Below are 13468 nucleotides of genomic sequence, written 5' to 3' on the forward strand. Positions count from 1 at the left end.
CCTAATGGTGGTGCCCGCCTTGAATAGCGTCGCCCTGCTGGTTATAAAAGCCAGTTGCGCCGTGCTCAATAAAACCAAGGTTTATCATTTTAGCTAAAAATGGGTCGCCTTCGTTATCGCCAATGTCGGCGTAATCTGTGGTTTGAAAGCGATCCCACTTGGCAAATTGAGCACTAATTAATGGCTCATCAGTGTTTACATTGTTAAGGCTTAGCAATGTAGTTGTTTGGCTTTTTTTATTACTAACACTAAATGTTTTAACTAATTTTGAATGCGTAAAAAAGGCGAGGTTAAAGTCGTTGCCATTTTCGCTCAGTGTATAGTTTTTTACTTCATCGCAGCCTGTGCCTTGGGTGTTTAAAAGCGTCATTTTTTCGATTAGGTGGTTATCCACCAGCTGACTTTTAGCACTCCAATTTTGTATGCCACGCACCTCAGATGGCTGATACTCAATACCGCGTTGCTCAGCATTAAAATAACGAATTGGGCGAATTTGTTTGTTAGCTAAATGCTGCCAAAGCTCGGTAATAACCTCACGTTGGTGCGCTACTTGCGAGCTATTGCGCCAAAGCGTTAGCGACTGTGTGCTTTGCTCATGGTTATGAGTATTAGTAATTTTATAGTCGGCTTTTAAATGTGCGCTATCAATATTACATTGCTGCGCTAACGTGCTGGTACTGGCAAGCGTTGCCATTAAAAATAATGCGAGTTTCATTAAATTATCTCTTTTTAAACGTCACTGTAATAGCCATACAATAACGACTTACAATGGCATTTTTATGACATAAAAAAACAACTCGCACAGGGTACGAGTTGTTTTTAAACATACAAATTAGCGGCTTATTGCGTTACTTTTTCGTCGGCTGTTTTAACTAAATCAGCGGCAAAGTCCATTACATGGAATAAAAAGCTTTGCTCGTTTGTGCCTGCTACTAAATGAGCGCCTGGACCCATTGCGTATACGCCCACATCTTCACCTGCGTGAGTTTCTGAACCAAGGGGAACAAGTGCCTCTTGGTGAAAGCCCGGTGTAGTTGTATCAACGTCTGATAAATCTACACGCCCTGTAACCGGTGCGGCTAAGTAAGAGACATCGGCATTGGTTTCATCGCCTAAATCTCTGTAGCCTAAACCATTGGTATAACCAACCGTTGTGTATGGCATATCGTCGGCAGCTAAGCTTGGCTCAGTAGCGCCTACTGCAACCACTTTACCTAAAATTGGGTTACCGCGTTTAGGGTAACCGGCAATGGTAAATACATGGCTGTGATCGGCGGTTACAACTATTAATGTTTCTTCTGGGTTGGTGTTTTCCATCGCCACTTTAACGGCTTTGGCAAGCTCAATGGTGTCGTTTAACGCGTTATAAGCGTTACCCGCATGATGCGCGTGGTCAATTCGACCCGACTCAACCGTTAAGAAAAAACCTTGCTCGTTGTTATCAAGTACGTTTATTGCTTTTTCGGTCATTTGCGAAAGCGAAGGCTCACCTGCAACATCGTTTGCGCGGTCAGCTTCGTACTGCATGTGAGATTCGTTAAATAAGCCAAACACTTTAGTGGCGTCGTCACTTATTGCATCAAAACCGGTTTGATCCATTATGTACGTGCCATTTGGATATTGCGTTTTCCACTCTGCGGTTAAGTCGCGGTTATCTGTTCGATCCCCTTCAACAGCACTTACTGCATCGGCTGAATTAAACGCGGCATCTTTTGGTAAAAAGTGACGACGACCGCCGCCCATTACTACGTCAATACCGTCTACATCAACACCACTAAAGCGTGCTTCTAGGTTGGCTTCAAAGTTAACCAGTTGCGATGCTATGTCTTCACACGTTGCGGCACTTTCTGGCATATCGGAGATATCTTCCCAGTTACGCTCTGCCGATTTAGCATACGTTGCAGCGGGTGTTGCGTGAGTAATACGTGCTGTAGAAATAATACCTGTTGCTTTGCCTGCAATTTCAGCAAGCTCTAACGAGGTAACAAGTTCGTGCCCTTTGCCTGATGCACAATTACCACGTTCAGCCGCTTCATCAATACCAATAACGCCTGCGTCGGTTTTAACGCCCGATGCCATTGCAGTCATAGTGCCTGCAGAATCTGGCGTTTGCGCATCTACGTTGTATGTTTTTACAAAGCCCGAAAAAGGCATAGTTTCAAAGCTTAACTGGTGATCTTCACCCATTTCGCCCTCTAACTGACCCGCTAAAATACGTGCTGCGGTTATGGTAGAAATACCCATACCATCGCCAACAAATAAAATTACGTTTTTAGCTTTGCCTGATTCAGTAACAATGTTGCTACTAGCTGTTTGTGCAGCACCTAATTTTGTTTGTGCTTCACTAAACCACGTATTGCTAGTGAGCGAGGCTAACTGCTCGCTTGTTAGCGACGTTGCGGGTGCATTACACACTAAATTAGTTGAGTTAACTTCGTCGCTGTCTAGCACGTCGTTATTATTGGTATCTGCGCCTACTTGAGTCTCTACACCGCCATTAATACATTGCTCAGAGCCCACCGCAATAGCATTATCTATCGCAAGAATATTGTTCTCATTTCTATCGTCATCACTTGAGCAACCTGCTAGCGCGACCATTACTGCCAAAGAAAGTACTGTTAATTTTTTCATGTTAGCCGCCATTATTGCTGAGTTAATTCAAGAGCTTGATTAATTAAATGAAATACAACGTTTTGTTCAATTACGCCTTGTGCTAGCTGAGCACCAGGACCTTTTGCATGCAAAGATATGTCTTCGCCTGCGTGTGTTTCTGAACTCATTGGTACAGTTGCTTCTTGGTGAAAACCAGGTGTTGTTGTATCAACACCATTTAGCTCAACACGCCCTGCAACAGCAGCACTTGTATAACTTACATCAGCATTTGTCTCGCTGCCTAGGTTTCTAAAACCTAAACCATTTGCGTAACCTACAGTGGTGTAGGGCATGTTGTCGGCAGCTAAACTTGGTGTTGTTGCACCTACGCCAACTACTTGACCTAAAATTGGATTACCGCGCTTAGGATAGCCTGCAATAGTAAATACATGGCTGTGATCGGCGGTAACTAAAATAAGAGTTTCTTCTGGATTGGTGTTATCTACAGCAGCTTGCACGGCTTTAGCAAACTCAATTGTGTCGTTAAGCGCGTTGTATGCATTACCCGCATGATGCGCATGGTCAATTCGACCTGACTCAACTGTTAAGAAAAATCCATTATCATTTTTACCAAGCACTTCTATTGCTTTAGTGGTCATATCGGAAAGTGAAGGCTCGCCCGCTACATCGTTTGCGCGGTCTGCTTCGTATTGCATGTGGGATTCGTTAAATAAACCAAATACTTTAGTGGCATCATCCGCTATTGCATCAAAGCCTGTTTGATCCATTACGTACGTGGCGTCTGGATATTGTGTTTGCCACTCAGTCACTAGGTTGCGCTCGTCAGTACGGTCGCCTTCTACCGCGCTTACTGCATCTGTTGAATTAGCGGCAGCATCTTTTGGTAAAAAGTGACGACGACCGCCACCCATTACAAAATCAAGGCCGTCTACATCAGTGCCTACGAAGCGTGTTTCCAGATTTTTTTCAAAATTAACCAATTGCGATGCAATGTCTTCACAGCCACCCGTTACCGCACTTTCTGGCATATCGGAGATATCTTCCCAATCTCGGTCAGCCGATTTGGCATACGTTGCAGCAGGGGTTGCATGAGTAATACGTGCTGTAGAGATAATACCGGTAGATAGCCCTTTAATTTCAGCCAATTCAGTCGCGGTAATTAGCTCGTTACCTGCTACAGTTGAACACACGCCGCGTTCAATATCTTCGTCTACACCAATAACGCCTACATCGGTTTTTACACCCGAAATAATAGCCGTCATCGTGCCTGCTGAATCGGGAGTTTGAGCATCCACGTTATACGTTTTAACTTGTGCAGAGTATGGGAACTCTTCAAAACTTAAATAACCTTCTTCGCCAGATTGGTTATTACGCTGCCCTTTTAAAATGCGTGCAGCAGTAAGAGTAGAAATACCCATGCCATCGCCTACAAATAAAATGACGTTTTTAGCTTTTGTTGTGTTTTCATTTTGTGCTTGAGCCGTTTTAGCAGCTAACGTGGTTTGGGCATTCGTATACCAGCTACTATCTGTTTGGCTTTGCGGTAATACATTGGCATGGCTTGCTGTGCTTAACATAAGCGTTAAGCCAACTGCCGCAGCAATTTTTTTAATTTTCATCCTTTATTATTCCCATAGTGTAGTGGTTATTTTTTGCTTGAAGCGTAAACCTCAAATAAGTAACCGCAGCACTATAAAAAACAGATGTGACTGATAAAGGTAATTTTGATGAAAGTAAAATGACTAAACTATTACAAAAATGAGTCACAGAAAAACGCAACGTGTCAAACTTTGCGCTTTTAAGGGAGATTATTGAGGGAGTTATTTAAAACCTGCCGAAAACGCTATATCTAACGCACAGCGCCTATACATGAAACCACTTCTACCTTTGCCGGACAGTTAAATTCGTCAATTTCAGCTTTATTGTAAGCGTTATAACCGATACCACGGATAAATTTAATTGAGTAATTATATTTATAACACTGAAAATCCAGTGAAAAAACAATCCATCAAGTAATATGCTTACTCTACCTGAGATTAAAATAAGGAGGATTTTTAAACACAATATGCAGTTTGCCTCAATAAAAATTACTGCGGTAGCTCACGTTTAGTCGAGAAACGCAAATATGCGTAAAAGGCTTCACCTATGATATAACTACAAATGGATTAAATTTAATGGTAAATAACAATGAGTAACTCTATGTTTGATCACAAATTAAGTAGCCCAAGCTTGGATTTTCAACCACTCTACTTACAAGTGGCTAATAGTATAAAACAACTCATTGTTAAACGGCATTGGTTACCCGGCGAAGCTTTACCAAGCGAATTTCGCCTTGCTGAAGAATTTAACGTAAGCCAAGGTACTGTTCGTAAAGCGCTTAATTTATTAACCGACAATAAAATAGTAACTCGTCGCCAAGGCGTTGGTACGTTTGTATCAGAGCATACCTCGCAAGATGCCCTATTTAGGTTTTTTCCGTTACAAGCCGACGGTAAAAGTGACAACTCACCAAAGGCCGAACTGCTATCAGTTGAGCTTTGTTCAGCGCCCGCTGAGGCTATAAAGGCTTTGCAGCTAAATAAAAAAGACAAAGTTACTAAGCTTGTCCGTAGACGTAGTCTTAATAACAAATTTTGCATGAGCGAAACTATATACCTACCGCAAAGCTACTTTCCTGATATACATAAAAGTAGTGATATACCGCACACTCTATATCATTACTATCAGAGTGAATTTAACCAAACGGTACACAAAACCCAAGACAGTATTAAAGCCGTACTTGCTACAATAGATGATGCGAAAATGCTTGCTATAAAAGCTGGCGATCCACTGCTGTTAGTATCGCGCATTACCGAATCAATCGAAGGTAAGCGTATTGAATACCGCTTAAGTAAATGCCGTAGCGATCACTACCATTATAAAATTGAGCTCGACTAATTAAACGTACTTAAACTACTAATTAACAATCTTAGCGCACAACCTTTAAATATTTTTTAAAGATAGCAAGCCTTACCTTGATGGCTTTCTGCTGGCTTTCCATCCACTCATCAGCAGCTTTGCTGTAAACGCGGCATGATTAACATAATACATAGCGCATCTTCGAGATAAATTCCTATTTAAATAATTAAATAGGACCCTTCCAGTAGGGGTTCTATTTATTAAACTTAGAGTAATAATATTGGGTACAAACGGAATGAAAACTAATTTAGGAAAACTAACCGAAGTAGGTATAAAACCCATTATTTTAATTGTAGCTGAAACACTTTGGATTGCGTTATTAATACTTGGACTTGTAATTTGGAGCTAATGAATTACGTTATTTAGGGCATGTCTAAAAAATCCAGTAGGTAATCAGGTCATTTTTAAACCAACTAAAAGCTGTGTTTTACCTACTCTAAAATTGAGCGTAAAAACAGGCTTAACGCATTGATTAAACTAACTTACTTTTGCTTTAAAAGTAAAAAACATCATCTTAACCATAGCTAGTTAGTTGAAAAAACAACAAACAAATAAAGTACTTACTCTAAAATAAATTTACAATAAAGCTTGGTATACGGCTTAACTTACTGTTATCCTGCCTCGCATCGGGTTGATAGAAAACCCTATTTATTTGTAAGTACCACGTTGTTATTAGTAATAATCCTTCGCGTTATCCTCAGTTAAATGTACGTTTTCTTCCTGTTAAATTGCCTAATTTAAGGCGCACTTTTATTAATCCTTAGGATACTATTATGTCTACAACTACAACTGGTACAGTTAAATTTTTCAACGAAGCAAAAGGTTTTGGTTTCATCGAGCAAGAATCTGGTCCTGATGTTTTCGCACATTTCAGCGCAATCTCTGGCGACGGTTTCAAAACTTTAGCTGAAGGCCAACGTGTACAGTTTACTGTTACTCAAGGTCAAAAAGGTCCACAAGCTGAAAACATCGTTAGCATCTAATTGCTTTCGTTAAATGGGTTAGCAATAACCCATTTTTAATACTAGTTTGAAAGAAGTTTTGTTTTATTTGTAAGTACCCCGTTGTTTTAGTAATAATCCTACGCGATATCCTCAAGTTAACTATTTTTTCCGGCTCAATCGCCTCTTTTCAGGCACACTTATATTAATTTTTTAGGATACATATTATGTCTAATACAACTACTGGTTCAGTAAAATGGTTTAACGAAGCAAAAGGTTTTGGTTTTATCGAGCAAGAATCTGGTCCTGATGTTTTCGCACATTTCAGCGCAATCTCTGGCGACGGTTTCAAAACTCTAGCTGAAGGCCAACGTGTACAGTTTACTGTTACTCAAGGTCAAAAAGGTCCACAAGCTGAAAACATCGTTAGCATCTAATTGCTAAACAATTTAGTGGGTTAGAGATAACCCATTAATATTTTACCTTTACCATTTTTTAGTCAAATATCTTCAAAACCACTTCTGTAAATATTTTCCAAGCGCAGTCTCATTTGTATACACAACCCATTAATTATACCAATCTGCTTATATATGGGGTCTATTTAACGTTAAGAAAATTACGCTAGAACTAGGCAACAATTTTTGTATCTAGTTGTTCTCGGCAATTGCTCCCTGCACTGCTCTACCTCCTGCATCCATGCAGTCGTAAATAAAAAATTTTTAACGACGTTATAGTGGAATTTAATTCGTTAAATTGATCAAAGATTTATGCAGGTTGATATTAGTACATTTTTAAACACATTTACGGCTATCTCTCTTGAGCGAAAGCTTTGTATTGCCTACAATAGCGCATACTTCATTCAATATAGAATATGACCATGAACGACACTACCGCAAAACCTGCTTTACCAGATCGCCTTTCTATTAATCCACGCAGCCCACATCATGTGGAAGAAGTTTTTGAACACGATATTGGTATCACGTTCAACGGCAAAGAGCGTTTTGATGTTGAAGAATACTGCATCAGCGAAGGTTGGATAAAGTTTGCATCTCCAAAAGGGCTTGATCGTCGCGGACAACCGCTTTTACTTACAAGAAAAGGCACTGTTGAAGCCTTTTATAAGTAAGCTAATACGACTTACTAAAAAAGCGACGCCTTATTGGGCAGTCGCTTTTTTTGTGCTTGTTAATAATCATTTAATTGTACTAAGTTTAGCTTTACCCAACACCCAATCAAGCCCTTGTATTGCTGTAGTAGGAAAGGCAGTTGCATGACTCGCCCCTTCAATAACAACACTTTTTAATTCAATATTGTCACTGCTAAGTTCATTAATTTTTTGCGTTAATTGCTTTGCTCCTTCCACCATATTTTGCCCTTCACCAAAGCTTGGGGTTTCCTTTGCCCCCACCGATATATAAACCTTAGTAGGCACTTTAGGTTTATGTGCTTGAAGCGCTAAAATCGCATTGTTATTAAACCAAACTGATGGGCTGCCAATAATATAATTGTTAAATAAATCGGGCATCGTAAATAAAATAGTGGCGCCAAATAACCCGCCTAAAGAGTTACCTATATAGGTTTTATGTGTGCTACTTGCTCGGTAGGTATTTTCTATGTATGGCAGTACCGTATTTTTTAAAAACAGCGCATGGTTTTGAGCGTTACCGGTTTGTTTTTTCCAGCTTTGAGCCTTGTTTGGTGTGTAGTCTCTAATTCGGCTATTAGACCCTTTGGAGCCTTTTTCGTAGCTAATGGCCACAATAATAGCCTCCTGCATTTTACCGCTATTCATAGGAAACCGTGTAGCACCCGCCACAATAGGAAACGTATACGGCGCGTCGGTTAAATAAATAACTGGATATATTTTTTCAGGGTGCTTTTTATATGACTTAGGAAGCTGAATAAAAACAGGGTATACCCGATTGGTCACGGGCTCAGTGAGCTCAATAACGCTGCTTCTAGGGATTTGGTACGGGGTATTTGCGCTTAATTTAAAACACATTAAAGCGCAAAGTAACAGCAGGGATTTTAAAGCAGTATTCATTAGGGCGTGTTGATCCTTGATGGTTGAATTTGCAGCAGCATGTTTGGTTTTTAGGCAAGGCAGAGCTTATGAAGTGTGGTTACTCCCCATAAATAGGCGATAACGCAGCATAAATGCCAAACATGCGCTGCCCTTCGGGTTCTGCCTAGGGGCGATAAACTCTTTGTTACTCGGTTTTTACTTAGCCCACTAGGTTACAAACCTCGCGCCGCGATTTAATCGCCCCTAGATTGAACAAATTTCAATCCGCAAAGATCAGCACGCCCTAACCTAAGCCAAGCATAATAAACCAATATTGGATGACTACTTTAACCCACTTATTACTTTAAGCTATTAAAAAATTTAAACACTAGGGTATTAATTTAAAGTGCTACACGTTAGTTGTTTGTAGCACTAACACCGCTAAGCTACCTGATCAGATTCATCGCCTGAACACGGGCAATTATCGTCATTTTGTTTAAGGCATTGTTGGTAATTAAACCAATGAGCCACAGCAATAAACGCTGAGCCTATTAAGGTTAGCGCTTTTTCGGCTATTTCATGGCCTAGCAATACCGCACATATCATAAAAGACAGCCCAATAACGCCGCAGGCCATATAACGTTTACGCTTATGCTTTTTACAGCCTAAGCTCAGTGCTAATAAACTGGTGGGTAATACCGCTGCAAGAATCCATAAATGAAATTGTTCACTATCTATTTGCAGTACAGCAAAGCTTGGCAATAGCGCTAAAATAACCGGGGTTGCAAAACAATGTACTGTACACATTAACGATAACCCAATCGCCATACGATCCATAACACTTTGACTCGACTTCATTATTTCCTCTACTAAATTAGTGCCTCTACTCAAAAGCGTTACCTTTAAGGAGACATTTTAGTAACAACAGTTAATTACTATTGATACATTATAACATTTCTCGCATAATTGATATAATATAACATCTAACAAGGTAGTCAAATGAAACCTAGATCACAATTAGCTGTTCTCATCGCAGCTTTATTACCAGCAAGTGTGCTGGCATCCACAATTGAAGGCGTTGTTTTAAACAATCAAGGTAAAATAGTTACCAATGCAACCATAGAAGTTGAAGGCTCAGACCTTAAAGTCACCACCGACGAAAACGGTAAATTTGTCATAGCAGAGCTAAACAATGGCTTAAAAGAACTTCACGTTGTAGCCCCTGGCTATGCGCACCTTCATCGCGATATAACAATAACGAATGATGAAAACCAATCGGTTACTTTTAATTTAAAGCGCTCGCCTATTGAAGTTATTGATATTGAAGCAACCCCTATTCATATGTCGGCAATGGAATCGGCATCACCTGTTAGTGTTTTATCTGGCGAACAACTAAGACGTCAACAAGCTGCAACCCTTGGCGACAGCCTTGAAAAACTCCCAGGTGTTAATACCAACTTTCACGGTAAAGTAGCCAGCACACCAATTATTCGTGGTTTAAGCGGCCCGCGTGTACTCATAACTCAAAATGGCCTTGATGTAAGCGATGTGTCGCGCGTTGGCCCCGATCACTCTGTTGCATCAGAAGCCTCTACCGCACAACAAATTGAAGTATTACGCGGCCCAGCAACACTGTTTTATGGCAGCGGAGCGATTGGTGGTGTAGTAAATGTGGTAGATAGTCGTGTACCAACCGACAGCACAACACGCGGCGAGTGGAACGTAGAACATAACTCGGTAGATAACCAAAAAGTAGCCTCGTTTAATGCCACCACAGGCACAGACTCGGTGGCTTTTTACGCCGATGCATTTTGGCGTGAGGCCGACGACTACGAGGTGCCTGTAGCTGCCGATATAGATAGCGATGGTGAAAGCCATAGTGGCGATTACACTGTTGAAAACAGTAATGAAGAGTCTGATGGTTTTACTGTTGGCGCTAGCTCTTTAATGGATAACGGCTTTATTGGCTTAGCAGTAGAGCAATTTAATCGTCAATACGGCATTCCAGGCCATACGCACGGCGAGGAAGAAGAGGAAGAACACAGCGACGAAGAAGAAAGCGTATTTGCTGATTTAGAACAAACTAAGGTGCAATTATTAGGTGAGTACAACCTAGATAATAAATGGTTAAACAAAGTAAACCTGCGCGTTGGCCACACCGACTACGAACACGCTGAAATTGAAGGTGGCGCTGTAGGCACTACTTTTAAAAACGAAACAAATGAATTACGCATAGACCTACTACATAACCAATTTAACGAGTGGAATGGCGGCATTAGCTTTCATTACAAACAAAGCGATATTGAAGCACAAGGTGAAGAGGCCTTTACGCCTCCATCAGAAACCGAAAGCTTTGCTGTAGCACTAATGGAAGAAAGACACTTTGGTGATTTTTTAGTGCAGTTAGGTGGGCGCATAGAGCGTGTAACCATTGAAGCAGGCGACGTATTACTGCCAAATATTGACGCTCACGCACACGATGAAACAGAAGAAGCCGACGAACATGATCACGAAGAAAGTGCAGAAATTACGCGCGTATTTGACGTAGAGCATGAATTTACACCAATCAGTTTATCGGCAGGCGTAGTATGGGATTTTACACCTAACTATAACTTAGGCCTTTCTGTATCGCGCTCTGAACGTGCGCCTTCTGCCTCTGAATTGTTATCGTTTGGGCCACACATTGGTACTGGCACTTACGAAGTAGGTGCACTATTTGATTTAGATGAAGACGGCCATTTGGGTTTATCTGATCAAGCAATTGATTTGGAAACAGCCAATAATATCGATTTAACCCTGCGTAAAACCCAAGGTGATGTTGGCTTTATTTTAAATGCCTTTTACAACCAAGTAGATAATTACTATTACCAAATAGACACCGGTTTATTCGCCGAAAGTGGCCACGACCATGGCGATGAAGAAGAAGGGGCTGACGAACACGACCATTCATCAGAACTGCCGGTTTATTTATTTAAAACAGACGACGTAATTTTACACGGGTTTGAAGCGCAAATTGCGTGGCAATTAACCGATGAATTTAAAGTCGATTTATTCTCAGATTACGTTCGTGCACGCCTTAAAGACGGCGGCGATTTACCCCGTACTCCACCGCTTCGTTTTGGCAGCGAGCTAAGCTATCAAACAGATAAATTAAGTGCGCATATTCACGTTACTCGCTATCAAAAGCAAGACCGCACAGCCCCACAAGAAACAGCCACAGACGGTTACACATTGGTTGATGCAAGCATATCTTATGACCTTTCAGTATTAAACCAAGATATGTCTGTGTACCTGCGAGGTACCAACTTAACAGATACAGAGGCACGCGTGCACAGCTCGTTTGTAAAAGATATAGCGCCACGTCCAGGACGTAGTTTTGCGCTAGGTATTCGCGGTTATTTTTAAGCGTTAAAAAATTATAATTAAAGGAAATAAACATGAAAAAACTATATCAATTAAAGCTTATTGCACTGGCAATTAGTACTACATTTATTACAGCTTGTGGTGATGCAGAAACCAACATTGTGGAACAAGATCCTATTGTTGTAGAAGATGAACACGATCACGACGATGATGATGATCACGACCATGACGACGGCTTTACTATAAGCTCACTTGGCAGACTTGCCGTACTGGCTGGGGATAGCAACGAAGCGAGCTTTTTTGATTTAGACGATAACGCACTGCTTGATACGTTTGTATTAAACGATGAGTCAAATACGTTGTCGGCTTCGCCTGACTTTCGTTACGCTGTAATTACAAACCGAACTCAAGATTACCTAGGGTTTATAGACGGCGGTATGTGGCGCGAAGATCACGGTGAGCACTTGCATGATTACGAGCAAGGCCCTGCATTTAGTAGCTACGAGCTAACAAGTGGCAGCCGCCCTACACACTTAATGACACACGACGGGCAATTAGCCATATTTTACGATGGCGATGCAGATTCAGGTGCGCCAGCTTCGGTTGAAGTATTAACTGATAGCGATATCACTAACGCAACGCCAACACTCCCTGGTATTAGCTACGATATAAATATGCACGGTGTAGCAGAGCCACGAGGAGAGCATTTGCTATCAACTATTCGTCGCGACGATGCAGATAACACATCGGTTGCTAAAGTACTGCCAGATCAAGTAGGTGTTTATCACTTTCATGATGGTGAATACGAGCTAGAACAGACCTTAGAAGTTACGTGCCCTGATTTACACGGTGCAGCACAAAATCACGACTATGTTGTATTTGGTTGTGGTGATGGTGTGCTAATAGCTCACCAGCAAGGTGATGTATACGAAGCACAAAAAGTAGCAAATATAGAAGCGGTAGGCACTGAACGCATTGGTACTTTATATGGCTACGAAAATAGCGACACTATTTTTGGTATTGCCGCAGGACACGATGGCAGTGGCTCAGTATTACTGAGTATCCATCCTGAAAATGCCGAAATGGAAGAAGTAGAATGGCAACTAGCCGATGGCGCAAGTGCTGTATCTTATTCTTTCTCAGCCAGTGGTGAACACTTTTTAGTGCTCGACAGCTTAGGCTTTTTAAATGTACTTACGGGGCATGACCATGATGGCGAAATGCACTGGGAACTTGCAGGCCAAGTTGATATTACCGAACAAGATGTATCAACCATGCCTGAAGGTATGAGCTTTAGCATGACGGTGGCTCAAAATGGTGAGTTTGCTTATGTTGCTGACCCTATTGCTCAGCATGTTGTGCAAGTACACCTTGAAGACTTAGAAGTTGAAGGTGAACTAGAGTTAACTTTTCCACCAGCAGGCTTAACATGGTTAGGTATTGCTGAGGTTGAAGATGACCACGACCATTAATTTTATGCGCTAAATAAAGAGCATTTACATAAAGGTTGGCCGCTTAATGCCAACCTTTTTTATTCACATTTTGTAACAGACCTTTTATCACAAGTGCATCGCTATTTATAACCTGA

Annotated in this window: 11 protein-coding genes and 1 pseudogene; 7 read left to right on the forward strand and 5 right to left on the reverse strand. The window is 41.1% G+C overall.

The window, feature by feature from the left end; translation table 11 throughout:
• Position 1: 1 nt before the first annotated feature.
• The 3 genes from V6260_RS13275 to V6260_RS13285 all read right to left on the reverse strand — a co-directional run bounded on the left by V6260_RS13275 (position 2) and on the right by V6260_RS13285 (position 4232).
• Positions 2–715: a hypothetical protein gene (locus tag V6260_RS13275; RefSeq protein WP_341594634.1), complete on the reverse strand. Its 714-nt coding sequence runs from the start codon at positions 713–715 to the stop codon at positions 2–4.
• Between the two features lie 125 nt (positions 716–840).
• Positions 841–2631 carry an alkaline phosphatase gene (locus tag V6260_RS13280; protein ID WP_341594635.1) on the reverse strand — a complete coding sequence of 597 codons (1791 nt, stop codon included), beginning with the start codon at positions 2629–2631 and terminating at the stop codon, positions 841–843.
• A gap of 11 nt (positions 2632–2642) precedes the next feature.
• On the reverse strand, positions 2643–4232 hold the full coding sequence (locus V6260_RS13285) for an alkaline phosphatase (protein WP_341594636.1): 1590 nt from the start codon (positions 4230–4232) through the stop codon (positions 2643–2645).
• Between the two features lie 568 nt (positions 4233–4800).
• Between V6260_RS13285 and V6260_RS13290 the strand changes: the two genes are divergently transcribed.
• The 5 genes and pseudogenes from V6260_RS13290 to V6260_RS13310 all read left to right on the forward strand — a co-directional run bounded on the left by V6260_RS13290 (position 4801) and on the right by V6260_RS13310 (position 7638).
• Positions 4801–5550, forward strand: a complete 750-nt coding sequence (locus V6260_RS13290; RefSeq protein WP_341594637.1) for a GntR family transcriptional regulator — start codon at positions 4801–4803, stop codon at positions 5548–5550.
• Positions 5551–5803: 253 nt separating this feature from the next.
• Positions 5804–5920, forward strand: a pseudogene (locus V6260_RS13295) (putative sulfate exporter family transporter); the annotation flags it as partial.
• A gap of 424 nt (positions 5921–6344) precedes the next feature.
• Positions 6345–6554: a cold-shock protein gene (locus V6260_RS13300; RefSeq protein WP_024595869.1), complete on the forward strand. Its 210-nt coding sequence runs from the start codon at positions 6345–6347 to the stop codon at positions 6552–6554.
• Positions 6555–6739: 185 nt separating this feature from the next.
• A complete protein-coding gene (locus V6260_RS13305) occupies positions 6740–6949 on the forward strand; it encodes a cold-shock protein (protein WP_182672130.1) in 210 nt (69 codons plus the stop codon).
• Between the two features lie 440 nt (positions 6950–7389).
• Positions 7390–7638 (forward strand): DUF3297 family protein, encoded by a 249-nt coding sequence (locus V6260_RS13310; protein ID WP_002963088.1) that lies wholly within the window; start codon positions 7390–7392, stop codon positions 7636–7638.
• Between the two features lie 66 nt (positions 7639–7704).
• Here the strand turns inward: V6260_RS13310 and V6260_RS13315 are convergent, their stop codons facing one another.
• Together V6260_RS13315 and V6260_RS13320 are read right to left on the reverse strand one after the other, a co-directional pair.
• The gene (locus V6260_RS13315) at positions 7705–8556 is read right to left on the reverse strand and encodes an alpha/beta hydrolase (RefSeq protein ID WP_341594638.1); all 852 of its coding nucleotides are present in this window, start codon (positions 8554–8556) and stop codon (positions 7705–7707) included.
• A 402-nt stretch (positions 8557–8958) separates the two neighbouring features.
• Complete coding sequence (locus tag V6260_RS13320; RefSeq protein WP_138540492.1) at positions 8959–9375, reverse strand: MerC domain-containing protein; 417 nt, start codon at positions 9373–9375, stop codon at positions 8959–8961.
• A 141-nt stretch (positions 9376–9516) separates the two neighbouring features.
• Here V6260_RS13320 and V6260_RS13325 point away from each other — a divergent pair, with 141 nt between their 5' ends.
• Complete coding sequence (locus tag V6260_RS13325; protein ID WP_341594639.1) at positions 9517–11922, forward strand: TonB-dependent receptor; 2406 nt, start codon at positions 9517–9519, stop codon at positions 11920–11922.
• A 32-nt stretch (positions 11923–11954) separates the two neighbouring features.
• Positions 11955–13352, forward strand: a complete 1398-nt coding sequence (locus V6260_RS13330; protein ID WP_341594640.1) for a 5-methyltetrahydrofolate--homocysteine methyltransferase — start codon at positions 11955–11957, stop codon at positions 13350–13352.
• The last annotated feature ends 116 nt before the right edge of the window (positions 13353–13468 follow it).

It is taken from the genome of Pseudoalteromonas aliena (assembly GCF_038155085.1).
Taxonomy (GTDB): Bacteria; Pseudomonadota; Gammaproteobacteria; order Enterobacterales; family Alteromonadaceae; genus Pseudoalteromonas; species Pseudoalteromonas aliena_A.

Coding starts and splice junctions, on each gene's coding strand:
- V6260_RS13275 (WP_341594634.1), bottom strand. CDS start 715: ATGAAACTCGCATTATTTTTAATGGCAACGCTTGCCAGTACCAGCACG.
- V6260_RS13280 (WP_341594635.1), bottom strand. CDS start 2,631: ATGAAAAAATTAACAGTACTTTCTTTGGCAGTAATGGTCGCGCTAGCA.
- V6260_RS13285 (WP_341594636.1), bottom strand. CDS start 4,232: ATGAAAATTAAAAAAATTGCTGCGGCAGTTGGCTTAACGCTTATGTTA.
- V6260_RS13290 (WP_341594637.1), top strand. CDS start 4,801: ATGAGTAACTCTATGTTTGATCACAAATTAAGTAGCCCAAGCTTGGAT.
- V6260_RS13300 (WP_024595869.1), top strand. CDS start 6,345: ATGTCTACAACTACAACTGGTACAGTTAAATTTTTCAACGAAGCAAAA.
- V6260_RS13305 (WP_182672130.1), top strand. CDS start 6,740: ATGTCTAATACAACTACTGGTTCAGTAAAATGGTTTAACGAAGCAAAA.
- V6260_RS13310 (WP_002963088.1), top strand. CDS start 7,390: ATGAACGACACTACCGCAAAACCTGCTTTACCAGATCGCCTTTCTATT.
- V6260_RS13315 (WP_341594638.1), bottom strand. CDS start 8,556: ATGAATACTGCTTTAAAATCCCTGCTGTTACTTTGCGCTTTAATGTGT.
- V6260_RS13320 (WP_138540492.1), bottom strand. CDS start 9,375: ATGAAGTCGAGTCAAAGTGTTATGGATCGTATGGCGATTGGGTTATCG.
- V6260_RS13325 (WP_341594639.1), top strand. CDS start 9,517: ATGAAACCTAGATCACAATTAGCTGTTCTCATCGCAGCTTTATTACCA.
- V6260_RS13330 (WP_341594640.1), top strand. CDS start 11,955: ATGAAAAAACTATATCAATTAAAGCTTATTGCACTGGCAATTAGTACT.